The sequence below is a fragment of the Mycobacterium sp. 852013-51886_SCH5428379 genome (assembly GCF_001665575.1).
In the GTDB taxonomy this organism is placed as follows: Bacteria; Actinomycetota; Actinomycetes; order Mycobacteriales; family Mycobacteriaceae; genus Mycobacterium.
The window spans coordinates 59831-82876 of the sequence record NZ_LZSU01000042.1 but is presented as its reverse complement, the minus strand read 5'-3'; the positions used below and the strand labels follow the sequence as shown (position 1 = coordinate 82876).

Genomic DNA, 23046 nt, shown 5'->3' with positions numbered 1-23046 from the left:
GAGCGATGGTATGCGGCAGTGCTGTCAGGGCGTCAGCAAACAGTGCCGACGATGATCGCCGACGCCACGAGCCCGATTATGAAGGCGATCGTGGATTGGCCGAGCACCATCGCACCGACCACGCCGACGATGCCCAGGAAGAAGATCGTGGTGAGCAGTACCGACTGGATCGTGTGGTGATCCGCAGGCTTGGCGCGGCGCGCGGCGACAGGCGCGGCGGAAACCGGAGCAAGCGAACCGTCGTTGACCGCGTCCATGTTGAGGCCCTTTCGTGTGGTCGACGCCACAATCTAAACCGATCGTGAGGCGGATCACAAGATCAACGTGGAAACAGCCGTTGTCAGTTTGCGTTATCGGGACTTCGAAACCCGTTGAGCAGCGACGATGCGTGTGGCACCATCTGTCCATGAACCCGCAGGACGATCCGGAGGCGCGTATCCGCGACCTGGAACGCCCGCTTGCCGACAGGGCCCGTACGTCTGAGCTCGGAACGCAGCCGTATTCGGTCGGCGGTACCTATCCGTCGCCACCTCCACCGCTGCCCCCGCCGGCCTACGACACGTCCTATCCGGTGGCGTACCCGGCGCCTAAGAGTTCGCACACCAGCGTCGTCGTCCTGGTGATCGTGGTGCTCACCTTGCTGGTCGTCGGCGCGGGAGTGGCGATCTACTTCGCCAATGGACCCCGCGATTCCGCGACCACCGCGGGCCGACCGGTGGTCGGCGGCGGCGGACCGATCGACCTTCCGCCCGAGGTGCTCCCGACCGGCGGCCCACCCGTCGTCGTCTTTCCTGACGTTCCCGACTTCCCGGGGTCCGGGACCGGCGGCGTGGTGCAGGCGCCGGTGAACGGGACCTACAGCGTGTCCGGCGTCAGGAACGACAAGCGCATCGTCTGCCACGACAGCATCATCAGCGTCAGCGGCGTCTCCAACCAGGTGACGATCACCGGACACTGCGCCAGCGTGACGGTGTCCGGCGTCGAGAACACGGTGACCGTCGAGGACTCCGCCGCGATCAGCGCCTCCGGTTTCGACAACCGGGTGTTCTTCAAGACCGGCGATCCGGAGATCAACGCCTCCGGCGACAACGTCGTCGAACGGGGCTGAGGCCGGGTGACCGCGCCCGCAGGGCGCGTAGTCTTTTAGACGGTTGACAGAAACAGCCAATCGGAGACGTCACGGCGGCGAGTGCATAGAGCCTCCCCGCCGGCCGGGCCCCCAGCCTCGACGCGAGCCGACGTGACAAACGGCGCTCGAGGAACTGGCTGAACGTTGAGCAGATTTACCGAAACCATGTACGGCAATGCCCGGTGGAGCCTCAAAGGCATGACCACCGGCGAACCGCACAACCCTGTCCGGCACACCTGGGCCGAAGTCCATCACCGCGGCAGCAGGGTCGCCGGCGGCCTCCAAGCTGCCGGGGTTGGGCACGGCGACGCCGTCGCCGTCCTCGCCGGTGCGCCGGTGGAGATCGCCCCGACCGCACAAGGCATCTGGATGCGTGGCGCGAGCCTGACGATGCTGCACCAGCCCACTCCGCGCACCGACCTCGTGCGCTGGGCCGAAGAGACCACCGCCGTCATCTCGATGATCTCGGCGAAGGCGGTCGTTGTCTCCGAACCGTTCCTGGCCGCGGTACCGGTGCTCGAGGGGCTCGGCGTGCCGGTGCTGACCGTCGAGGAGCTCCTGACCGCCGAACCGGCCGACCCCGTGGACACCGATGACGATGACGTCGCGCTCATGCAGCTGACGTCCGGCTCCACCGGTTCGCCGAAGGCCGTGCAGATCACCCACGCCAACATCGTCGCCAACGCCGAGGCGATGACCGTAGGCTGCGACTTCGACCTCGACACCGACGTGATCGTCAGCTGGCTGCCGTGCTTCCACGACATGGGAATGACGGGCTACCTCACGGTGCCGATGTACTACGGCGCCGAGCTGGTGAAGATCACACCGATGGACTTCCTCAGCGATATCTTGTTGTGGCCCAAGCTGATCGACAAGTACCAGGGCACGATGACGGCCGCGCCGAATTTCGCCTATACCCTGCTGGCGAAGCGACTGCGCCGACAGGCCACCCCCGGTCAGTTCGATTTGTCCTCGCTGCGGTGGGCGCTGTCGGGCGCCGAACAGGTCGACCCGGTTGACGTCGAGGATCTCTGCAGCGCCGGCAAACGATTCGGTCTGCGGCCGCAGGCGCTCATCCCCGCCTATGGCATGGCCGAGACCACGGTTGCGGTGTCGTTCTCGAAGTGCGGCGGCGGCATGGTCGTCGACGAGGTCGACGCCGGCCTGCTCTCGGTGCTGCACCGCGCCGTGCCGGCGACGCGGGGACGCACCCGCCGCCTGGTCACGCTGGGGAAGCCGCTCGAGGGTCTGGAGTTGCGGGTCGTCGACGAGGACGGCGCCCTGTTGCCGCCGCGCGGCGTCGGCGTGCTGGAGGTTCGCGGCGCCCCGGTGACTCCGGGGTACATGACGGTAGCCGGATTCCTGCCCGCGCAGGACGAGCAGGGCTGGTACGACACCGGCGATCTGGGCTACCTCACTGAAAGCGGTGACGTGGTGGTGTGTGGGCGGCTCAAGGACGTCATCATCATGGCCGGTCGCAACATCTACCCGACCGACATCGAGCGGGCCGCCGCGCGGGTCGACGGCGTCCGGCCGGGATGCGCGGTCGCGGTGCGGTTGGAGGCGGGCCGATCGCGCGAGACCTTCGCCGTCGCCGTCGAATCCACCGGCTACCAGGACCGGGACGAGGTGCGACGGATCGAGCGACAGGTCGCCCACGAGGTGTTCACCGAGGTGGACGTTCGTCCGCGCAGCGTCGTGGTGCTCGAACCGGGGACGATCCCGAAGACACCGTCCGGGAAGCTGCGGCGCGGACACGCGCTGGCGCTGGTCACCTGACGCGCTTCCCCCGTTACATTCGAACTCACATGCCTGACTACGACGCCCAACCCGGCCGTACGGCTCCGGTGGACCCGGAGACGCCGCAGGTGCACGCCGACGAGGCGGATCTGTACGCCGGTCTCACCGGGGTGGCGGGCATCGTCGCGGGGGCCCGCGGTCTCGCCGAGACGCTCGGGACCGTCGCCGAATTCGCCGTGACCGCGATGCCGGGTGTCGACGGTGCGGGCGTCGCCCTGATCGAGCCCGGCGAGGGTCTTTCCAGCGTCCACACCTCCTCTGCCACAGCGGACTTCGTCCGCGATATCGACACGGTCCAGTACCAGCAGTTCAACGAGGGCCCATGCCTGACCTGCATGGAGACGGGTCGGCCGGTCGTCAGCGGATCCCTGGGCAGCGACCGCCGGTGGCCACACTTCGGCGGCCGGGTGGCACGGATGGGCGTGCACTCGGCCCTGTCGCTGCCACTGCTGGTCGGAGACGACGTCATCGGCGCAATCAACGCATACGCCTACGAGCGCGACGCCTTCGGCGACTGGGCGGTGCAGCTGGGCGCGCAATTCGCAGGTCCCGCCGCCGCGTCGGTGTACAACGCGCGACTGCTCGCGCAGGCACAGAACCGGACCGAGACGCTGCACCGCGCCCTCGACAGCCGCGCCCTGATCGACCAGGCCGTCGGCATCCTGCGCAGCCGCACCGGGGCGACGTCGCAGGAGGCGTTCGACCGGATGGTCCAGATGAGCCAGAGCGAGCACATGAAGCTGCGCGACATCGCCGAACGGTTGGTCGACGAGGCGGTGCGGCGCGCCAAAGCCCGGCACCGGTGACCTGACGGTCTACCCCGGGCGTGCGATCTCCGCCATCGCCGCCACCATCGCCGGGCGGGCCTCGGGGTCGGTCATCAACCGGCGCGCGACGTCGCTGAGGTGGTCGGCGCGGCTCTGGGCATAGGTGCGCAACACGACGAACGCCTCCTCGACGGAGATGCCGAGGGTGCCGCGCAGGAACCCTTTCGCCTGTTCGACGGCCGTGCGCCGGGTCAGCGCGGTGCGCAGTTGCGGCAGCACCGTCGCCGGGGTCGGCGGACGCTCCTGCAGAATCGCCACGCTGGCGATGTGGGCCAGGGTCTGACCGATCAGCCGATTACTGTCGCCGAGTTCGCCGGGCTGGGCGCCGAAGAGACCCAGCGCGCCGAGGGCGATCCCGGCCGCACGCATCGGCAGGGCGTGCACCGAGGCGAAGCCGGCTCGGGTGGCCGCGGGAGCGAACCGGGGCCAGCGGTCAGCAGCCGCGCCGATGTCAGCGATCGACACTGATTCCCCGCTGGCGAAGCAGTCGACGCACGGACCCTCGTCGGCCTGCAGCTGGAACAGCTCGAGTTCGTGCGCGGCCTCCGACGTGGCGGCGAGCAGCCGCAGCTGGTCGAGCGGGTCGGCGAGCAGCACGCCCGCGGCGGCGATGTCGAGCAGGTCGGTACAGCGGCTGGTGAGATCGGTCAGTAGGTCCACCACGTCGAAATCGACCAGCAGGCTGTCGACGAGCGAAGCGACTGCGCTGAGGACCTGGGTCTCGCGAGCGGTCATGGTGCCTCCTATCCGGGATGAGAGTCAGTGGTGCGGCACGTCAGTCGGCTTCGAGTGTCAACCGGCGGTCCAGGATGTCGCGCGCCACGTCGGTGGCGGTCCGGCCGGTGGCGTACGCATGGGCCCGCAACCGGACCAGCGCCTCGGCCGGTTCGACTCCGAGCTGGGCGACGAGCATGCCGGTCGCCTGGCTTACCTCGACGCGGCTGAGCGCGTTGAGCTCGGTCCAGGCGTTGTTGCCGGGTTCGTCCACAGCGGCGCGCAGATCGTCGGTCATCAGGTCGAGGAGGGACATCGCGGCCAGTTCCGCGGCGGCGACCGCGCCGGTCAGCTGAGAACTGCTGAGGGTGCCGGGCAGATACGTGAACAGGTCGAGTGCACCGACGTACTCACCCGCCACCACGACGGGTAGCGCGTGGATGCCGCGGATGTCGTAGGCCAGCATCGCCCGCCCGTAGGCAGGCCAGCGGGTTTCCGCGGGATCGGCGAGATCGGCGATCGACACCGGGACTCGGGCGGTCACCGTCTCCAGGCAGGGGCCCTCGCCCACGACGAACTGCACCTCGTCGAAGCGGCGGGCGGGTTCGTCGCTCGATCCCAGCGTGCCCCTGCTCGCGCCGTCGAACACGATGGAGATCGCGGCGGCGTCGACGTCGAAAAGCAGCACGCAGGCCTCGCAGAGCCGGTCGGCGGCGTCGGTCCCCCGCCGGCCGTCGACCGCGTCGAGCAGTCGTTTGTCGATCGACACGGTCAGCCGAACGGTGGTGGGGGAGCCAGGCCGGAGACAGACGTCACTCCCCCACCCTCCTCCAGGCGGAGCGGAATAGCGAGTCGCCGGCCCGCGGTAACAACCGCACCGCTGGACACGATGACACCGTTGACATCACCCACCCCACCGAATGTCTGCCGTGGAGGTCGCATGCGCCACCGTTGGAGAACCGCTCTGGCCGCCGCCGCGCTCGTGGTCGCCGGCGTTCTGGGCGGGGTGTCCCCGGCGGTGTCGCACGCCCAGCCCGCCCCGGTGGCGGCGAAGGACTTCTCCAAGCCCGCGATCGTCGTCCTGGGCTACGGCCTGGAACCCGACGGCAGCATGCGCACCATTCTGCGCCGCCGGGTACTCACGGGACTGACTGTGGCGCAGTTCTTTCCGCAGTCACCGATCATCGTTACCGGCGGTAACCCGCGCAACGGAAAGACCGAGGCGGGACAGATGCGCAACATGCTGGTGATGCTCGGATTCCCGGCCCACCGGATCATCGTCGAAGACCGGGCGAACAGCACCGTCCAGAACGCGAGGTTCTCGGTGCCGCTGGCCAAGGAGGCCGGCACCTCGGGGATCATCCTGGTGACGTCGTCGACCCATCAGGACCGCGCGGATGGCAACTTCGTCGATGCGGGCGGCAATGTGCTTGCCACCGTGAGCTATCCCGACGGCAGCCCGAACGTCAACGTTTTCCAGTTCGCGCGCGACGCGATCAGTCCGTTCGTCGCTGTCAGCTGACGCGATTCGCCGACGTCACGTTCATTCTTCCCCCGCATCGGGCATAAGTGTGGTGCCATTGCGGCCCGGTAGTGTCCGAGGCCGTTCCGTATGCGCGAACAGCGAGGGATGTCGATGAGAGTTCTGATCACAGGCGCCACCGGGTTCGTCGGCGCCTGGACGGCCAAAGCGGTCCAGGATGCGGGCCACCAGACGCGGTTGCTGGTGCGCAAGGTCGAGCGCCTAGAGACCAGTGCCGCCAAGATCGGCGTCGACATCAGCGACCACATCATCGGTGACATCGCCGATCCGGAGTCGACGGCCGAGGCTCTCGACGGCTGCGATGCGGTGATTCATTGCGCGGCAATGGTTTCCACCGATCCCGCGATGGCCGACGAGATGCTGCGCACGAATCTGGAGGGCGCGCGCCTGGTGCTGGGCGGGGCGGCCAAGGCGGGCATCGACCCGATCATCCACGTCTCGAGCTTCTCCGCGTTGTTCAAACCGGGGCTGGACGTGCTGCACGCCGACCTGCCGGTCGTCGGCGGCTCGGACGGCTACGGCCGGTCCAAGGCCGCCGTCGAGGCGTACGCACGCGGGCTGCAGGACGGCGGCGCTCCGGTCAACATCACCTATCCGGGAATGGTGCTCGGGCCGCCGGCCGGTGACCAGTTCGGGGAGGCGGCCGAAGGCGTCGAGGCGTCGATCAAGATGCGCGGCGTCCCCGGCCGCGGTGCCGCGTGGATCGTGATCGACGTGCGCGACCTGGCCGATCTGCACGTCGCGCTGCTGGAGCCGGGCAAGGGCGCGCGCCGCTACATGGCCGGCGGCCAGCGCGTACCGGTCGGGGATCTGGCGTCGATGATGGGCAAGGCCGCGGACCGCACGCTCGCCGTCCTACCCGTGCCCGACGTCGCGCTGCGCACCCTCGGCCGGCTGTTCGACGTGATCGGCGATCAGCTCCCGTTCGAGACGCCGATCAACTCTGCGGCCATGCAGTACTACACGCAGATGCCGTCCTCGGACGACAGCCCGGCCGAACGTGAACTGGGCATCAAGCAACGCGATCCGGCGGTGACCATCGCCGACACCGTCGAGGGACTGCGGCAGGTCGGCCGGCTATGACCGGCCCCGAGCTCTCGGTGGGCGTGCTGGCGCACTCGCGCAAGCCCGACGAACAGCGGCTGCCCATCCATCCGGCGCATCTGAGCAAAATCGACCCCGAGATCCGCGGGCGGCTGTTCTTCGAGAGCGGCTACGGCGCCGACTTCGGCGCCACCGACGACGGGTTGGCCGAGTTCGTCGGCGGTGTCCGTACCCGCGCCGAGCTGATCGCCGACTGCGACGTCATCGTGCTGCCCAAAGTGCAGGCCGAGGACCTCGCCGAGATGCGGTCCGGGCAGATCGTGTGGGGGTGGCCGCACTGCGTGCAGGACACCGAGCTCACCCAGGTCGCGATCGACCGCGAGTTGACGCTGATCGCGTTCGAGGCGATGAACCACTGGAAGGAGGACGGCAGCTTCGGCCTGCACGTCTTCCACAAGAACAACGAGCTCGCCGGCTACTGCTCGGTGCTTCACGCCTTCCAGCTGGCCGGGATCACCGGCACCTACGGACCCCGGATGAGCGCGGCCGTCATCGGTTTCGGCGCCACCGCACGCGGTGCGGTCACCGCGCTGCAGGCCCACGGCGTCGACGACGTGCAGGTCTTGACCAGCCGTGATGTGGCCGCAGTGGGTTCGCCCATTCCCGGGACACAGATCGTGCAGATGGGTCAGGGCTCCAATGATCAGGACCAGGTGGACGGCATCTGGGCCGACACCCCGGAGGACGGCATCGTCCCGGTCGCCGGGTTCCTCGCCGAACACGACATCGTCGTCAACTGCGTGCTGCAGGATCCGACGGCGCCGCTGATCTTCCTGTCGATCGAGGACCTGCCGGCGTTCCGGCGGGGCAGCCTGCTGATCGACGTGTCCTGCGATGCGGGGATGGGATTCAGCTGGGCCGAGCCGACGTCGTTCGCCGATCCGTCGCGCACCGTCGGTGACGGCCTGCTCTACTACGCCGTCGACCACAGCCCGTCGTACCTGTGGAATTCGGCGACCTGGGAGATCAGCGAGGCGCTGCTCCCCCATCTGCAGACCGTGATGGCCGGGCCGACGGCGTGGGACCAGACACCGACCATCAAGCGCGCCATCGAGATTCGGGACGGCAGGGTGCTCAACCCGGCCATCTTGTCCTTTCAGGGCCGCGACGAGGAATTTCCGCACGAGTTCTCCTGAGCGGGAATGCGGCGCGGGTCACACCGGTTGTCGCGAAGCATGGACCTTGGATTTCACGTGCCCATCTTCGACATCGACGGCGGGACGAGCGCCATCGCCGGTGAACTCGCCCGGGTCGGCGACGCCGCCGAGGCGTCCGGAGCGACCTGGCTGTCGTTCATGGACCACTTCTTCCAGATCGAACCCACCGGCCTGCCGGCCGAGGCCAACATGCTCGAGGGCTACACGTCGCTGGCCTTCCTGGCCGCCCACACCACGCAGATCCGGCTCGGGCTGCTGGTCACCGGCGTGACGTACCGGCATCCGGGACTGCTCGCCAAGACGGTCACGACCGTGGACGTGCTCTCCGGCGGCCGGGCCGTGCTCGGCATCGGGGCGGCGTGGTTCGAGCGGGAGCATCTCGGGCTCGGGGTCCCGTACCCGCCGCTGGCCGAACGCTTCGAGCGCCTCGAGGAGACACTGCAGATCTGCGCACAGATGTGGGATCCGCAGAACAACGGTCCGTTCCACGGCAAGCATTACGAGTTGGCCGAGACGCTGTGTAATCCGCAGCCGATCAACAAGCCGAAGGTGCTGATCGGCGGCAGCGGTGAACGCAAGACCCTGCGGCTGGTCGCGGCGTACGGCGATGCGTGCAATCTGTTCGCGTCATCGCCCGACGATGTCCGGCACAAGATCGACGTGCTGCGGCGACACTGCGACGACGTCGATCGGGACTTCGCGGAAATCGAGGTGACGATCCTCGCGGAGAATCCGAAGCCGGAACCGGACACTCGCGACGACTTCGTCCGACAGATGGCCGATTACGCGAAGCTCGGGGTGCACACGGTGATCATCACGACGCCAGGCGGGTCGCCGTCGTCGTGGATCGACGGTATGGCGCCCGCGGTGGCTCAGCTGGCGGAACTCGGCTGACCCCGTTACGCAACTTCGCGCGCGGCGCGCCCCGAAAGCAGCCATATCGCGCACCGCGTGCTGCACAGTTGGGTCATGGCTGAATCGAAGAACCCGACGCCCGGCGACATCCGGGCCGCCGCGCAAGGTGCGCTCCAGGCCGCGCAGGATGTCGCCGCCGGCGCGCTCCGGATGCCGACGGCCTCGGCTCAGCTCGTCGGTCAGCTGCCCGAGCTGATCGAGAACCTGGCGAAGGCGACCGAACGCCTCAACACCACCCTGGACCGGTTCGAGAGGTACATCGCACTCGCGGACCCGACGCTGCAGGCGATGGACCGCGTCCTGCCGCAACTGCAGGCCCTCATCGCGCAGGGCGACGCGATGTACCGCGCCGTGGGCAATCTGCCCGGGGTGGGCACGGTCGGGCGGATCACCGGACTGGGCCCGCGGGACGAGCCGCCCGCCAAGCCGACGGACGAGAAGCCGAAGCCGCGGTTCCGCCGCGACCGCTGAGCGCGTCTGTGCCGACATGCCCGAAGTGGGTACAGGTGACCCATGACGAAGAAAGCGAGCCCATCGAGGGGCGCCACCAGCGACGAGCAGTCCTCCGAGTCCGAATCCGCTGACCGTGGGAACGCCGTCGTCATCTTCGCCCCGCTGCCCGTCCTGACGGTGACCATCGAGGATCTCTCCGGCGAAGCCGACATCCACGTCCACGCCGGCGGACAAGGCGTCTGGCAGTCCCGCATGGTGTCCTCGCTCGGCGTGCCCGTCGTGCTGTGCTGTGCGCTCGGCGGTGAGACGGGCGACGTCATCGGCCCCATGCTGTCCGGCAAGGGCATCACCGTGCGGACCGTTCCGGTCACCTCGCGTAACGGCTCCTATGTCCACGACCGGCGCTCCGGCGGCCGCGACGTCATCGCCGAAACCGCGGGCCATCCGCTGGACCGCCACGAGACCGATTCGCTGTACGAACTCACCCTCACCGAGGGGCTGACGCACGGCCGAGTGCTGCTGTCGGGTCCGCAGGAGGACGACGTCATCTCCCCCGACCTATATCGCCGCCTGTCCACCGATCTCGGCGCCAACGGATGTCAGGTCGCCGCCGACCTGTCGGGCGAGCGGCTCGAGGCGGTGCTCGCCGGCAAGCCCAGCCTCATCAAGGTCAGCCACGAGGAACTGCTCGCCGACGGGCGTGCGAAGTCCGAGGACGCCAAGGATCTCGTCGAGGGCATGCGCGCTATGCGCAAAGACGGGGCAGGCACCGTCGTCGTCTCCCGCTCGGGCGCCGCACCGGCACTCGCCCTGCTCGACGAGCAGGACCCCGACAACTCGACGCGCGGCGGGGACATCGTCGAGATCGCAATGCCGAGCCTGGAGCCGGCCGACTCCGCGGGCGCAGGAGATTCGATGACCGCGGGCATCGTTTCCGCTCTGGCGCAGGGCGAGTCGTTGCGCCGGGCCCTGCAGATCGGGGCGGCCTGCGGCGCGCTCAACGTCGTGCGGCACGGATTGGGCACCGGCGGTGCGCGCGCCGTGCAGACACTCGCCGAACGGGTCGAGCTGCGGCCCTGGAAGTGAACGGACAGAAGTGATGCGAGACAACGAGACTCGGGGAGGTAGCGCGTGCGCCGCGCACTGGTGACCAACGACGACGGGATCGACTCCCCCGGCCTTTTTGCGCTGGCTTCGGCCGCGAAGGCCGCGGGCCTCGAGGTGATCGTGGCCGCCCCGGCCGAACAGGCCAGCGGCGCGAGTGCCGCCTTGACCGCGGTCCGCGAGGACGGCCGCACCGTCGTCGAACGGCGGGAGCTGCCCGGCCTGAACGGTATCGAGGTGTGGGCCGTGCGCGCGCAACCCGGACACATCGTGCACGCCGCGCTCAACGGCTGGTTCGAGGAGCCACCGGATGTCGTGCTGTCGGGAATCAACCACGGCGGTAACGTCGGACGCGCGATCCTGCACTCGGGTACGGTCGGCGCGGCGCTCACCGCGAAGATCAACGACGTCAAAGGACTGGCGGTCTCGCTCGACGTCCCGCTGCATCCGACCGGTGAACGGCACTGGGACACCGCGGCCAACCTGGTGGGGCCGGTGCTCGAGCTGCTGGCCGACGCGCCCGAGGGCACCGCGCTCTCGCTCAATGTGCCCGACTGTCCTGAATCGGAACTCAAACCGCTGCGCCATGCGCGGCTGGCACGGGGCGGGGAGGTACAGGCCCGCGTCGACGAGGTCGGTGACGGCGGCCTGCACCTGTCCGAGGTCGAGGTGTCCGACGAACCCGAGGAGGGCACGGACACCGCGCTTCTCATCGCCGGGCACCCGACGCTGACGGTGCTGCGGTCGATCGACGCGGACGACGGCGACCTGGTTCAGAACTGGTTGGACTCGTCGGGCAGGCGTTGAGCCCGCACGTTCGCACACAGCAGCGCGCTCAGCGGGACGCCGAAGAACAGCAGCGCCAGCGTCGGATCGTCCGCCGACACATCGGGATAGACGTTCACGATGGCGGCCGCCGCGGCGACGAGCAACAGTTGCGCCGACACGGTGAGAACGACGCCGCTGTGGGTGTTCGGATTGTCCGCGGCGGTGGGCATTGTCCACAGCAGGGCGTACAGGGCGGCCGTCACGGCGATGATCGGCGTGAGCGGCGTGGCGAGCACCGACGGCAGCCACGAGGTACCGCTGATGACGAGCAGCGGGATGAGCGCCAGCCGGGTCGCCATCTCCGCGGGAACGGCCTTCTGCTTACCGAGTATCCCGAGAACCATTGCGATGCAGGCGATCACCGTCAGGCAGATGGCGACTTGCGAGGCCTTCGCCCAGAACTTGAAGGCGACGTCGAGATCGAGCTGCAGCGCGGTGACGCCGACATAGACCGGCACCAGATAGAGCAGGGCGATGACGGCGACCGATCGCCCGACCGAGCCGCGGAAGCGCGGCAGCACCGCCACGGGGACCACCGCCAGCAGCGCCACCCACATGATCAGCAACTCGAGCCCGGCGGGCGGGGTGATGGTGGAGGGCGTGAACCCGGTGATCGCCTGGGAGACGAGGTTGGCGATCACGACGACGGCGACGAGGATCTGGACGGCCAACGCGCTGACACCGACGGCCAGCGTGGTGGCGACGTCACCGCGTGGCCGCAGCGGCGTCCGGAACGAACGCTGCGTCACCACGACGATGGCGGCTGCGGTGATTACGGCGTGCGGCCACGAGCCGATCTCGCCGAGGGACCAGTACCCCTCGAGGTAGCCGGAAGACACGCCCCAGAGTCCGGACACCTCGAGCGCGATCACCGCCACGGCAACCACGCACACGATCGCCGCCACTCCCCAGCCGCGCCGGGCGACGTTGTGTGCCACAGCGGCTCGTGAGTGCGCGGCGAGCGCGACACCACCGGTGGCCATGGCGGCGATGAAGGCGAGCGCGATGCCGGGCACGTAGGTCGTCGTGCCCAGGTTGGCCATGAGGTGGGCGACCAGTTCGTAGGGGTCGACGGGTTCGGTGGTGTGCAGTGCGCGTCCGAACCGGATGTTGGCGACGATGCTGGGGATCCACGGCGCGGCGACGAGGCAGACGAGGACGACGCCGAGCCACGGGTGGGGCGGTCGACGCCGGATGTGCAGGACGGTGACGACGAGTGCGGCGGCGGCCAACCATGCGGCAGCGGCCGGAATCGTCTGCCAGGTGCGGTCGATCGCGAGGATGAGGACGGGGATGAGCGGCGTGGCGATACCGGCGCACCAAGCCAGCAGCGAGTGATGCTGCGGCGCACTCTCGCTGGTGGTCGAGTAGAGGTAGCCCACTGCGGCGATCCCGGAGCCCACGGCGATCCCGCAGAGCAGCGGCCAGATCGCGGTGTAGCGGAAGGCGAGTTCGCCGCCGAACAGCGAGTACTCCTCGGCGTCGAAGACGCCGGGGATGAAACCGAACGCCAGCATGACCGCGGCGCCGAGCCAGGTCAGGACCGCGAGCGTCCGCAGCGGCACCGGCAGCGCGGTGGGGCGCAGGTTCGCGGGCCGGCGGCGCGCGTCGTCGAGTACGCGCCGTACCAGAGACGACGTCTGGTTGCTGGTCGATGCCACCGCGGCATTATTGCCGAGGTGTGAGCTAGTCCTTCGAATAATCCAGACTTGTCCAGCGTGTCGGTCGCATCCGGATGACGATGGACGTGGGTCCGAGGTTCTCGTCGGCGAACTGGTTGCCGGCCTCGGCGCCGAGATAGCGGACGGCGATCGCGCGAGCGTCGGCGTCGACGGCGGGGCCGATGCCGGTGACGTCGCCTTCGGCGGTGACGTATTTGTAGGGCGGCTGCTCGTCCTGGGCGGCGATGGTGAAGCGCCCGGCGTCGCGGATCAGGCGGTGCTTCAGCGAGCCTTCGTCCGTCCAGAGGACGACGTCGCCGCCGGGTTCGTAGCCGTACCAGATCGGCACGGCCAGCGGCGCCCGGTCCGGGCGTTCGACCGCGATCACGCCGACATGGAGGTCCGCCAGGAACTGCTCGCGTTCTTCGGTGCTCATCTTCGCCATGGCAGTGGCAACTCCTGCGACGTGGATCACATTCCCGGGAGCGCCACCGGTAACGATTGACTTTGCACTCAGATCGCCAGATGCGAGTCATGGGCGCTCTGGATGCAAAGTCAACCAGCAGGATGTGCCGATCGGAAACGCGTCAATGTCGACATCCGTGATGTACAGATCGTCGACCGTCCCGAACCATGGGGCCATGACGATCAGCAGTGCAGAACGCACGCAGCTCAGGACGGCGGTGCGCGAACTGCTCGACGACGCGTGCACCGAGGAGCAGGTGCGCCGGGTGATGGAGACCGACGAGGGTTTCGACCGGCGGCTCTGGCAGCAGCTCGCCGAGCAGGGCGTCGCCGGGATGCTGGTCGCCGACGAGTTCGGCGGTGTCGGCTTCGGCGCCCTCGAGCTCGAGGCGGTCGCTGAGGAGACCGGCGCCGCACTGCTGCCGTCCCCGTTCGTGTCCAGCGCGGTGCTGACCGTCGCGCTGCTTCAGGCCGCGGGCACCGCGGAGTACAAGCGGCGACTGCTGCCCGGTCTGGCCGACGGCACCGCCATCGGCACCGTCGCGCTCACCGGTAAGACCGGGACCTGGACCGAGGACGGCGTCGACGTGCGCGCCGACGCCGACGGCCGGCTCACCGGCGAGGCCCACTACGTCGTCTTCGGTCAGATCGCCGACGTGGTGCTGGTGGTCGCCCGCACTGACGACGGCATCGGCGTCTACGAGGTCGCGCTCGACGCCGACGGCTTCACCCGCACCGCCGCAACGGTTTTCGATCCGACCGTCCGGCTGTCGACCTTCACATTCGCGGACACCCCCGCGACACGCATCGGCACCCGCGGCTGGGACGCGGTCCAGGAGGCACTCGACCTCGCGGTGATCGCACTGGCCGGTGAGCAGGTCGGCGGCTCGCGCCGGATGTTCGACAAGACCGTCGACTACCTCAAGACCCGCGTGCAGTTCGGCCGGCCCATCGGCAGCTTCCAGGCGCTTAAGCACATGGCCGCCGACCTGTTGATCGAGCTGGAGTCGGCCACGTCGGCCGCCCAGTACGCCGCCGCGGAGCACGCCGAGAACGGCGAGAACATCGCCGGTGCCGTCGCTCTCGCCGGCTTCGCCTGTGCCGAGGCCTATCAGACCATCACCATGCAGGCCATCCAGATGCACGGCGGTATCGGTTTCACCTGGGAGCACCCCGCGCACATGTACGCCCGCCGCGCCCGCACCGGACTCCAGTTGTTCGGCGCACCACGACTGTTCCGCGAGCGCTACCTCACCTCGAAGGGTGCCTGACATGGCCGATACCACTCTGCCCAGCGCTGACGAACTGCGCACCGAGGTCCGCGACTGGCTCGCCGCGAACTGGACGGGTCTGGAACCGTCCGCCGATCCGTGGGTCAGCTCCCCCGAACGCATCGCCTGGATGGAGAAGGTGCTCGACGCCGGCTACGCCGTCCCCACCTACCCCACCGAATGGTTCGGCCGCGGCTACCCCGCCGACCTCGCCGCCGTGGTCTTCCGCGAGTTCCGCGCCGTGAAAGCCCCTGGCGCCGATCAGGATCGGTACAGCATCCCCGCCAACACCCTGCTGCGCTTCGGCACCGAGACGATCAAACGCGATCTGCTGCGCGGCTTCCTCACCGAGCAGTCCCGCACCTGCCTGCTCTACAGCGAACCGGGCGCGGGTTCGGATCTGGCCGCCGTTCGGACCACCGCGGTCAAAGACGGTGACCGATGGATCGTCAACGGCCAGAAGGTGTGGACCTCGGGAGCCCAGCACGCCGAATACGCACTGCTGATCGCCCGCACCGATTGGGACGTGCCCAAGCACAAGGGCCTGAGCTTCTTCATCATCCCGATGCGCCAGCCCGGCATCGAGATCCGGCCGCTGGTGCAGATCACCGGCGAATCGCATTTCAACGAGGTGTTCATCAGCGACGCCTCGGTGCCCGACGAATATCTCGTCGGCGGTCTCGGCAACGGCTGGAAGGTGCTGCAGACCGCGCTGGCCTACGAACGGTCGATCATGGGTGACAGCGGTCGCTCGTCGCGTAACCGCAGCAAAGCCGACAGCCTGGTCGAGCTGGCCCGCGAGCACGGCCGCCTCGACGACGCGTCGGTGCGCCACGAACTGGCGACCGTGTTGTCGCGGCGAGAACTCAACCGGCTCAACAACGCCCGCGCCAAGGCGTCGGCCGACCTGGGCACATCGAGCTCGATCATGTCGATCGGCAAGCTGGCGATGTCGCGCATCCTGCACTCGGAGGCGGCGCTGAAGACCGAGCTGATCGGCGCCGAGGCGCTGCTGGCCGGCAGCGACAACCCGGTCGCCGACGACGTCAACTTCCTGACGTTCAACGCGTTCTTCACCTCGATCGGCGGCGGCACCGACCAGATCCAGCGCAACATCATCGGCGAGCGGGTGCTCGGACTGCCCCGCGAGAACGACGTCGACCGCGAGATCCCGTTCCGGCAGGCCCGAAAGAGCTGATGTCCGACTACGACCCGCCCCTGTCCGGGGTACGCATCCTCGACCTGTCCTCCGGTCCGATGACGGCGGTCGGCCGGTTGCTGACCGACCTGGGCGCCGACGTCGCTGCCGTCGAGTTGCGCGGCGTCACCGTCGATGACGCCGCCACGCTCGACACGATGATCAACCGGCACGGCATCACAGCGGAGACCGTCGACGACGCCACCCGGTGGGCCGAGCTGGTGGCCGGCGCGGACATCCTCATCGAATCCACCCGCCCCGGATCGGCGGCCGAGGCGACGCTCGACGTCCGCGGTCTGCGGACGGAGCATCCCGGACTGGTGATCCTGTCGGTCAGTGATTTCGGACGGGACAACGAGTTTCGCGAGTGGCAGGCCACCACGCCGGTGCTGCTCGCGCTGAGCAGCGAGCTGGCCCGCTCCGGCATCCCCGGCCGCGTGCCGCTGGTGCCGCCGGGTGAGTTGCCGTATCACGCCGCCGCCGCGCAGGCCGCGGTCGCGACGCTGAGCGTGTTCCTCGACCGGCTACGCACCGGCGAAGGCGATCTCATCGACTTCTCGGTGCTCGAAGGAGCGATGCAGGCGCTGGATCCGCCGTTCGGCACCCTCGGGTCGGCCGCCGCGGGTGTGCCGATCACCGAGCAGCGCCGCGACTGGAACTCCGAACGGCAGCGCTACCCGATCCTGCGGTGCAAGGACGGCTACATCCGGATCTGCATCCTGGCCAAGCGGCAGTGGCGCGGCATGTTCGAGTGGATGGGCCGGCCCGAGGAGTTCGCCGACCCCAAGTTCGACCGGATGGGTGAACGGTTCCGCAGCCCCGACCTGCTGCCCGCGATCGAACGGTTCACCGCGGACAAGACTCGGGCAGAACTCGAACGGGAAGGGCAACGCCACGGCGTGCCCACCGCCGCGGTGCTCACGCTCGAGGAGGCGATCGACTCCGAACAGTGCACGGCGCGTGGGTTTTTCCGTGATGTCGAGTTGACCGACGGGTTGACGGCGCCGGTGCCGGTCGGCGTCATCGAGGTCGACGGGCACCGCGCCAGCGCACTCGACACCCCGGCGTCGCGACAGGCCCGGCCCGCGGGAGCACCGGTCCTGGCCGCCCGCCCCCGCCGCGACGAGGGTCTGCCGCTGGAAGGCATCCGGGTGCTCGACCTCGGCGTCATCGTGGTCGGCGCCGACACCGGACGGCTGTTCGCCGACCTGGGCGCCGCCGACGTCGTCAAGATCGAGAACTCGGCGTATCCCGACGGGATGCGGACCAGCCTGACGAAGATGACGCAGGCCTACGCGGCCGGTCACCGCAACAAGCGCTCCATCGGCATCGACCTGCGCTCCGATGAGGGCCGCACGCTGGCCTACCGGCTGGCCGAACAGGCCGACGTGGTGCTGTCCAACTTCAAACCCGGTGTGGCACAGGCGCTCGGCATGGACTTCGAGTCACTGCGGGCGATCAACCCCGGCATCGTGGTGGTCGAGAGCTCCGCGTTCGGACCGACCGGGCCGTGGGCCAGGAGCCTGGGCTACGGGCCGCTGGTGCGGGCCAAGGCCGGATTCACCAACCAGTGGGTGTATCCAGAGGAGCCGGGCAGCTTCTGCGACACCATCACCGTCTACCCCGACCACGTGTCGGCCCGCATCGGCACGCTGGCCGCCCTGGCGCTACTGCTGCGCCGCGAGCGCACGAACGCGGGCGGCGCCGCAGCCGTCGCGCAGTCCGAGGTCATGCTGAGCCACCTGGCGCCGCAGATCGCCGCCACGGCGCTGGCGCGACCCGAGCCCGAGCACGACGCCCCGTGGGCGGTGCTGCCCGCGGCCGGCGACGATCAGTGGGTGGCGGTGACGGTGCGCGACGACGCGGACTGGCGTGCCCTGTGCGAGGTGCTGCAGCGACCGGACCTGGCCGCCAAACTCGTGACCCGCGCCGACCGCGCCCGGGCTCGCAACCGGGTCGACGACGCGGTGCGCGAGTGGCTGTCGACGCGCACCGCCGCCGAGGCGATGACGACGCTGCAGGCCGCCGGGGTGCCCGCCGGGGCGGTGCTGCATCCGGCCGAGGTGCCGCAGTGGGAGTACTTCGTGGCCCGCCGGGACTTCCGCGACGAACTGCACCCGTACGCGGCCACGCCGTTCACGCTCGAGAACGTGGTGTTCCACTCCGACCACGTGCCGGATCCCCCACTGGGTCAGGCGCCGCTGCTCGGTGAGCAGACCGCCGAGGTGGCCGCAGAGTTGCTCGGGCTGGGCGCCGCCGAGGTGGCCGACTTGATGGAGCGCGGCGTGTTGGAGACGGTGACGCCGCCATCCTGAGGGGACCGCTGCGGTGGCTCTTCTACGATGCGGGTAATGGAGATCGACTTCACCCGGCTGAAGTACTTCGTCGCGGTCGCCGACGAACTGCACTTCAAACGCGCCGCGGACCGGTTGATGATCACCCCGCCGCCGCTGAGCAAGCAGATCAAGCTGCTGGAGAAAGAGCTGGGCGGGCCGCTGTTCGAGCGGGGCTACCACGAGGTGCGGTTGACCGAACTGGGCAGCGAACTGATCGGGCCCGCGCGCGACATTCTGCGGCAGGTCGAGGAGTTCAAGACGACCGCGAGCCGAATCACCAAGGAGGTCAGCGCGATTCGCCTCGGTGCGACCGCGTACGCGCCGTCGGATCTCCTGGCCCGGCTCGAGGACACCGTGGCACGGCTGCCCATTCCGGTCGACTACACGGTGCCGGGCTCGGCGGCGGAGGTCACGGCGAAGTTGGTGGCGGGCAAGATCGACCTGGGCCTGATCCATCTGCCGGCCTCGGACAAGCGGCTGCACCGCCGGGTGATCGCCCGCTACCGGGGGGGCGATCGCGGTGCGGGCCGACGACCCGCTGGCGCAGCGAGACCTGGTGTCGATCGAGGAGTTACGCGGCCGCGAGGTGGCCATCGATTTCGCACGACCGAACCCGATGGTGCTGGCGGGTCTGACCCGGCAGCTCAACGCGCGCGGCGTCACGCAGATCGTGCGGACCACCAACCAGCGGGGCGGCGAGCTGGAGATGGTCACGCAGGTGTTCAACCGGCATCTGGTGGCAGTGGTGACTTATGCGCCCGAGTCGTTCATCGGGCGGATGTTCTCGCCGCCGGAGTTCACGCTGATACCCATCGACGAGAGCACCTGGCCGCTGATCGAGATCGCGCTGGCGTGGGTGCCGGAACGGGTGAAGCAGCTGGCCGAGGTGGAGCGGCTGGTCGAGCAGATCGCCGCCGAGTTGGGGCCGCCGCTCAGGAGCGATTGAGCAGTTCGTCGAGCTCGTCTTCGAAGCGGTCGGCGAGGTCGGCGAGGTCGTCGACCAGCTTGGGGCACGAGATGATGCCGACGTTGAGCCGATCGCCCTGGGACATCACGGTGATGTTCAGGCCGGATCCGTGGAAGATCGGGCCGAGCGGATAGAGACCTTTGACCTCGGCGCCGCCGGTGTACAGCGTGGTCGGTGGGCCGGGGACGTTGGAGATGACCACGTTGTGGATCGCGGTCTGAGGCAGCGGGGTACGCGACAGCAGACCGATCAGCCCGGAGAACATGCCGCGCGAGATGCTCTGCGCGAGGTCGACCAGCAGAGTCGGGCCCAGGGAGCCGCTGTGCTCTTTGGCGTTGACGTTCGACGACGCGATCGCCTTGAGCCGCTCCACCGGATCGCCGATGTCGGTGTGCAGGTTGCAGAACATGCCGGACAGCTGGTTACGGCCGGCGCGGTCGGTCTGCCCGTGCACCGACGACGGGACGACGGCGATCAGCGGCCGGTCGGGCAGCTCGTCGCGATCGGAGAGGAAGTCGCGCAGCGCACCCGCGCACAGCGCCATGACCACGTCGTTGACCTTGACGTCGAAGCGGTTCTTCACCTTCTTGACGTCGTTGAGGTCCAGCTGGACCAGGGCGATGGTGCGTTCGGAGGTGAGTTCGGCGTTGAAGCGGGTGGTGGGCGCGGAGAACGGAGCGGCCATGGCGGTGCCGCTGGCCGCGCGCTTGACGGTCTCGACGACCATCGCTGTCGTCACCGGGATGACGCGGGTGAGCTGCAAGGGGCGCATGGCGAATCGGAACAGGCCGTCGGCGGCGATCGCGAGCGGTGAGCCGCCGCCGGGTCCTTCGACGGGCTCGGGCAGCGGTGCGTCGGGCTCGGTATCACAGAGCTGGTTGAGGACGTTGGCTGCGGACACGCCGTCGACGGCGGCGTGGTGCACCTTGAGCATCAGGGCGAGCCGGCCGCCGTCCTCCGCGGCGGCGCCGTCGAGGCCCTCGATCACCCACATCTCCCACAGCGGCTTGCTGCGATCGAGGGGGTTGGAGGCGATGTGCGCGCAGATATCGGTCAGCTCCTGGCGACCGCCGGGAGCGGGGAGCGCGATGCGGTGCACGTGCCGGGTGACGTCGAGGTCCTCGTCCTCCACCCACACCGGATGGTCGAGGTTGAGCTGGCTGTCGGCGAGCTTGGCGCGGAGCTCGGGCAGGGCGACCATCCGCGCAGCGAGGCCGTCGCGGAAGCGCTCGAAGGTGTAGCCGCCCGGCACGGTCGAGGTGTCCATCTCGGTGATCGAGCAGACATGCAGCGGCACCGCGGGAGATTCGCTGTACAGAAGTCCCGCGTCAAGGCCACTCAACCGCTCCATGGGTTTGCCAGTACCCGTGCCGGCCGGTCGATGAAACCCGCGCCGCATCGACTGCACCCGACTTGTCGGACCGCCGATCTAGCCTCGAACGCGTCATGGACCGTCTGGAAACCCGCGTTGCAAGCCTTGCCGAGGCCGCACTGGTCGAGCGGCAGTTCGTCACATCCCTCGACGTCCTGGTCGGCCTGGGGTGGCTCGCCGATCGCAACGTGAAGCGTTGGATGTCCTATCGCGTCACCGGACTCGCGCTCTGCCTTTCGGTGGACCTCACCAAGGCCGGCGAAGCGCTGGACGCGCTCGAGTCATGGGCTCGGCGCCAGGGCCTCGAACCGTGGCACACCGACTACGGGGACCATCGGTTCACCGTCGACGGCGACACTGACTTCGAGCGCCGTTTCGCGACCCGCTGGGCCCGCAGCGAGCAGCCTGCGCCAAGGGTGCGGATCCCTCGTATGCGCTTTATCTCACTGGTGTCGACCGTGGATGCGTGCACCTGTGATTCCTGCGGTGTCAGCGACGACCTACTCATCGAGACACGGCGCGGCATCCGCTGTCTGGAGTGCGCCGACTTCGGTCACCTCGTCTTCCTGCCCGCCGGCGACGCCACGCTGACCCGCCGGACCGCGAAGGCGAGCCGGTTCTCCGCCGCCGTGAAGCGTTGGGACAGCGAGCACAATCGCTATGAGCGCCACGGGATTCTCACCGAAGCCAAAGCCATCGAGTCGGCCGCCCGCCAGTGCCTCGAGGATGCCGACGCACGTGCGGCCCGCCGGCAACGGGATTCCGCGCGGCGGGCCGGCGTCGACGAGGAGTTCCGCGGCCAGTTCGCCGACGCAATCCGCGCATTGTTCCCTGGCTGTCCGGACGCGCGCGCCGACGCCATCGCCTATCACGCGGCGCTGCGCGGCAGCGGTCGTGGCGCGCGCACCGCCGCCGGCCGCGCGCTGGATCCCGAGACCATCCGGCTCGCCGTCGCGGCCTCGGTCCGGCATGTCGACACCGACTACGCCGACCTCCTGATGTCCGGAGTGGATCGCGACGAGGCTCGAGACCGGGTGCGCGCACGCGTCGAGGACATCCTCGCGGCCTGGCGCGAGGGAGTCACCGTGCTCGGCAGTTGAGCCTCGCTCAGTCCGCGCCGGCCAGCCGGATCTGCTGCTTGATCTCGCGATACGCCGCGACGCGCGCCATGACGGTGTCCACCGCCGAGTTCTCCGGCGTGTTGTCCGGTGTGGCCTCGATGCCGTAGAGCATCGCGCTCAGCTTGCCGTGCAACTCGGCGCGCTTCTCCGCAACCCGGGCGTCCTCACGTTCCTCGCGCAGCGACTCGTCGATGAGTTGCGCCTCTTTCGCGCACTTGCTGATCAGGTTGACGCGTCCTACGGCGGCGCGTTCGAGCGTGTCGGCGGTCGCCTTGGCCTCGGCGAGAATGCGACGGTCGTCGGCGCTCGGCTTGGACAGCGCGGACAGCTTGCCGGTGACCGCACGCAGCGCGTGGACCTGCTCGAAGTTGGCGGTGATCGCCTGTATGTCGGCGGTGAAGTCGACGTCCCCCAGCCATCCGTCACGGGCGGCTTCGGTCGCGGCGATCCGCCGCACCGCGCTCAGCGCGGATTCCAGGCGTGCGGCGTTGTCTTTGCCGAGAGTGTCGAGGCGGTGCTGCTTGAGTCGTCGGGCTTTCTCCTCGCGTTCCCGCTTGGCGGCGGCGACCGCTTCGGCATGCTCGATGCGAGCCTGTTCCTCTTTCGCGAGCAGGTGCTGGTCCCAGGCCTCGACGCAGGCGTACACGAACCAGCAGACCGCGGCCACGCCGACGGCGATGCCCAGCGCGATCCACACCGGTTTCGGGATCTGCGCCAGTAGAGCCAGGAGCACGAATATCGCGAAGCCGACGGACCCCCCGGACGAGCTTTTACTCATTTCCCCACCACTTCCCTCCCCCTCGGTCGCCAAGTTAGCGGTGGCCACCGACAACCATTCGCGTCGTGTCAGCCGACCACGGGTTTGCCGGCAGCCAGAAAGCAAATGCAGCTACTCGGCAGGGATGGTGGCGTGACGATCCGATACGGTCCTGAACCGTTGGTCAGCCGCGCGCGCACCATCGTCGGTGAGGCCACCCCTGGTCTGCGGCGCATCAGCAGCCATCACTGCGCTGCTGTACTCCGGTCCGGCCGGAGTTTGGGTCACCGAGGGCTGGCCGGACCTCTTCTCACTCTCGATCAA

21 protein-coding genes and 1 pseudogene are annotated in these 23046 nt (G+C 68.9%); 15 read left to right on the top strand and 7 right to left on the bottom strand.

All coding sequences use genetic code 11. The features are described from left to right. Positions 1–32 precede the first annotated feature (32 nt). Positions 33–257 (bottom strand): hypothetical protein, encoded by a 225-nt coding sequence (locus tag A5757_RS17760; protein ID WP_066836480.1) that lies wholly within the window; start codon positions 255–257, stop codon positions 33–35. 149 nt (positions 258–406) lie between these two features. Here A5757_RS17760 and A5757_RS17755 point away from each other — a divergent pair, with 149 nt between their 5' ends. The 3 genes from A5757_RS17755 (at position 407) to A5757_RS17745 (ending at position 3735) form a co-directional block, all read left to right on the top strand. Then, positions 407–1108: a DUF3060 domain-containing protein gene (locus tag A5757_RS17755; RefSeq protein ID WP_197497373.1), complete on the top strand. Its 702-nt coding sequence runs from the start codon at positions 407–409 to the stop codon at positions 1106–1108. Positions 1109–1273: 165 nt separating this feature from the next. Further along, positions 1274–2908, top strand: a complete 1635-nt coding sequence (locus tag A5757_RS17750; protein ID WP_066836476.1) for a fatty acyl-AMP ligase — start codon at positions 1274–1276, stop codon at positions 2906–2908. A 29-nt stretch (positions 2909–2937) separates the two neighbouring features. Beyond that, positions 2938–3735, top strand: a complete 798-nt coding sequence (locus tag A5757_RS17745) for a GAF and ANTAR domain-containing protein (protein WP_066836474.1) — start codon at positions 2938–2940, stop codon at positions 3733–3735. 9 nt (positions 3736–3744) lie between these two features. Here the strand turns inward: A5757_RS17745 and A5757_RS17740 are convergent, their stop codons facing one another. Next, positions 3745–4491, bottom strand: a complete 747-nt coding sequence (locus A5757_RS17740) for a GAF and ANTAR domain-containing protein (protein ID WP_066836472.1) — start codon at positions 4489–4491, stop codon at positions 3745–3747. A gap of 40 nt (positions 4492–4531) precedes the next feature. After that, positions 4532–5239, bottom strand: coding sequence for a GAF and ANTAR domain-containing protein (locus tag A5757_RS17735; RefSeq protein WP_066836470.1), 708 nt, complete (start codon positions 5237–5239; stop codon positions 4532–4534). A gap of 171 nt (positions 5240–5410) precedes the next feature. Between A5757_RS17735 and A5757_RS17730 the strand changes: the two genes are divergently transcribed. The 7 genes from A5757_RS17730 to surE all read left to right on the top strand — a co-directional run bounded on the left by A5757_RS17730 (position 5411) and on the right by surE (position 11553). Then, entirely contained in the window at positions 5411–5992 is a 582-nt protein-coding gene (locus tag A5757_RS17730; protein ID WP_066836468.1) for a YdcF family protein, read from the top strand. Between the two features lie 114 nt (positions 5993–6106). Then, on the top strand, positions 6107–7096 hold the full coding sequence (locus A5757_RS17725; protein WP_066836930.1) for an NAD-dependent epimerase/dehydratase family protein: 990 nt from the start codon (positions 6107–6109) through the stop codon (positions 7094–7096). After that, positions 7093–8253, top strand: a complete 1161-nt coding sequence (locus A5757_RS17720) for a N(5)-(carboxyethyl)ornithine synthase (protein WP_066836466.1) — start codon at positions 7093–7095, stop codon at positions 8251–8253. Before A5757_RS17725 ends, A5757_RS17720 begins: the two co-directional genes overlap by 4 nt. Positions 8254–8292: 39 nt before the next feature. Next, entirely contained in the window at positions 8293–9168 is an 876-nt protein-coding gene (locus A5757_RS17715; protein WP_066836464.1) for an LLM class F420-dependent oxidoreductase, read from the top strand. Positions 9169–9243: 75 nt separating this feature from the next. After that, on the top strand, positions 9244–9660 hold the full coding sequence (locus A5757_RS17710) for a hypothetical protein (RefSeq protein WP_066836927.1): 417 nt from the start codon (positions 9244–9246) through the stop codon (positions 9658–9660). 42 nt (positions 9661–9702) lie between these two features. After that, positions 9703–10728 carry a 1-phosphofructokinase family hexose kinase gene (locus tag A5757_RS17705; protein ID WP_082929534.1) on the top strand — a complete coding sequence of 342 codons (1026 nt, stop codon included), beginning with the start codon at positions 9703–9705 and terminating at the stop codon, positions 10726–10728. 45 nt (positions 10729–10773) lie between these two features. Next, positions 10774–11553 carry a 5'/3'-nucleotidase SurE gene (gene surE, locus A5757_RS17700; protein ID WP_066836462.1) on the top strand — a complete coding sequence of 260 codons (780 nt, stop codon included), beginning with the start codon at positions 10774–10776 and terminating at the stop codon, positions 11551–11553. On the opposite strand, the gene A5757_RS17695 is transcribed toward surE, so the two are convergent. Together A5757_RS17695 and A5757_RS17690 are read right to left on the bottom strand one after the other, a co-directional pair. After that, positions 11520–13235, bottom strand: a complete 1716-nt coding sequence (locus A5757_RS17695; protein WP_066836460.1) for a hypothetical protein — start codon at positions 13233–13235, stop codon at positions 11520–11522. The two genes, surE and A5757_RS17695, sit on opposite strands and share 34 nt — an antisense overlap. A 25-nt stretch (positions 13236–13260) precedes the next feature. Continuing rightward, the gene (locus A5757_RS17690) at positions 13261–13680 is read right to left on the bottom strand and encodes a pyridoxamine 5'-phosphate oxidase family protein (RefSeq protein WP_197497372.1); all 420 of its coding nucleotides are present in this window, start codon (positions 13678–13680) and stop codon (positions 13261–13263) included. A gap of 196 nt (positions 13681–13876) precedes the next feature. Here A5757_RS17690 and A5757_RS17685 point away from each other — a divergent pair, with 196 nt between their 5' ends. From A5757_RS17685 to A5757_RS23985, 4 genes and pseudogenes are all read left to right on the top strand, one after another. Further along, on the top strand, positions 13877–14971 hold the full coding sequence (locus A5757_RS17685) for an acyl-CoA dehydrogenase family protein (RefSeq protein WP_066836458.1): 1095 nt from the start codon (positions 13877–13879) through the stop codon (positions 14969–14971). 1 nt (position 14972) lies between these two features. Further along, entirely contained in the window at positions 14973–16169 is a 1197-nt protein-coding gene (locus A5757_RS17680; protein ID WP_066836456.1) for an acyl-CoA dehydrogenase family protein, read from the top strand. Beyond that, the gene (locus tag A5757_RS17675) at positions 16169–18484 is read left to right on the top strand and encodes a CoA transferase (RefSeq protein WP_066836454.1); all 2316 of its coding nucleotides are present in this window, start codon (positions 16169–16171) and stop codon (positions 18482–18484) included. Before A5757_RS17680 ends, A5757_RS17675 begins: the two co-directional genes overlap by 1 nt. A 36-nt stretch (positions 18485–18520) precedes the next feature. Beyond that, positions 18521–19451: pseudogene (locus A5757_RS23985) on the top strand (LysR family transcriptional regulator). Here A5757_RS23985 and A5757_RS17665 read toward each other — a convergent pair. Then, positions 19438–20823, bottom strand: a complete 1386-nt coding sequence (locus tag A5757_RS17665; protein ID WP_066836452.1) for a wax ester/triacylglycerol synthase family O-acyltransferase — start codon at positions 20821–20823, stop codon at positions 19438–19440. The pseudogene A5757_RS23985 and the gene A5757_RS17665 sit on opposite strands and share 14 nt — an antisense overlap. Before the next feature lie 95 nt (positions 20824–20918). On the opposite strand from A5757_RS17665, the gene A5757_RS17660 reads away from it, so the two are divergent. Continuing rightward, positions 20919–21944 (top strand): DUF2293 domain-containing protein, encoded by a 1026-nt coding sequence (locus A5757_RS17660; RefSeq protein ID WP_066836450.1) that lies wholly within the window; start codon positions 20919–20921, stop codon positions 21942–21944. A 7-nt stretch (positions 21945–21951) separates the two neighbouring features. On the opposite strand, the gene A5757_RS17655 is transcribed toward A5757_RS17660, so the two are convergent. Further along, positions 21952–22743, bottom strand: coding sequence for a tripartite tricarboxylate transporter TctB family protein (locus A5757_RS17655; RefSeq protein WP_066836448.1), 792 nt, complete (start codon positions 22741–22743; stop codon positions 21952–21954). Positions 22744–23046 lie beyond the last annotated feature (303 nt).

Excerpts from the sequence above, each read along its gene's own strand:
- A5757_RS17725 (WP_066836930.1), top strand. The coding sequence starts at position 6,107 with ATGAGAGTTCTGATCACAGGCGCCACCGGGTTCGTCGGCGCCTGGACG.
- A5757_RS17665 (WP_066836452.1), bottom strand. The coding sequence starts at position 20,823 with ATGGAGCGGTTGAGTGGCCTTGACGCGGGACTTCTGTACAGCGAATCT.
- A5757_RS17740 (WP_066836472.1), bottom strand. The coding sequence starts at position 4,491 with ATGACCGCTCGCGAGACCCAGGTCCTCAGCGCAGTCGCTTCGCTCGTC.
- A5757_RS17675 (WP_066836454.1), top strand. The coding sequence starts at position 16,169 with ATGTCCGACTACGACCCGCCCCTGTCCGGGGTACGCATCCTCGACCTG.
- A5757_RS17660 (WP_066836450.1), top strand. The coding sequence starts at position 20,919 with ATGGACCGTCTGGAAACCCGCGTTGCAAGCCTTGCCGAGGCCGCACTG.
- A5757_RS17690 (WP_197497372.1), bottom strand. The coding sequence starts at position 13,680 with ATGGCGAAGATGAGCACCGAAGAACGCGAGCAGTTCCTGGCGGACCTC.
- A5757_RS17715 (WP_066836464.1), top strand. The coding sequence starts at position 8,293 with ATGGACCTTGGATTTCACGTGCCCATCTTCGACATCGACGGCGGGACG.
- A5757_RS17720 (WP_066836466.1), top strand. The coding sequence starts at position 7,093 with ATGACCGGCCCCGAGCTCTCGGTGGGCGTGCTGGCGCACTCGCGCAAG.
- A5757_RS17655 (WP_066836448.1), bottom strand. The coding sequence starts at position 22,743 with ATGAGTAAAAGCTCGTCCGGGGGGTCCGTCGGCTTCGCGATATTCGTG.
- A5757_RS17730 (WP_066836468.1), top strand. The coding sequence starts at position 5,411 with ATGCGCCACCGTTGGAGAACCGCTCTGGCCGCCGCCGCGCTCGTGGTC.
- A5757_RS17745 (WP_066836474.1), top strand. The coding sequence starts at position 2,938 with ATGCCTGACTACGACGCCCAACCCGGCCGTACGGCTCCGGTGGACCCG.
- A5757_RS17760 (WP_066836480.1), bottom strand. The coding sequence starts at position 257 with ATGGACGCGGTCAACGACGGTTCGCTTGCTCCGGTTTCCGCCGCGCCT.
- A5757_RS17705 (WP_082929534.1), top strand. The coding sequence starts at position 9,703 with ATGACGAAGAAAGCGAGCCCATCGAGGGGCGCCACCAGCGACGAGCAG.
- A5757_RS17755 (WP_197497373.1), top strand. The coding sequence starts at position 407 with ATGAACCCGCAGGACGATCCGGAGGCGCGTATCCGCGACCTGGAACGC.
- A5757_RS17710 (WP_066836927.1), top strand. The coding sequence starts at position 9,244 with ATGGCTGAATCGAAGAACCCGACGCCCGGCGACATCCGGGCCGCCGCG.
- A5757_RS17680 (WP_066836456.1), top strand. The coding sequence starts at position 14,973 with ATGGCCGATACCACTCTGCCCAGCGCTGACGAACTGCGCACCGAGGTC.
- A5757_RS17685 (WP_066836458.1), top strand. The coding sequence starts at position 13,877 with ATGACGATCAGCAGTGCAGAACGCACGCAGCTCAGGACGGCGGTGCGC.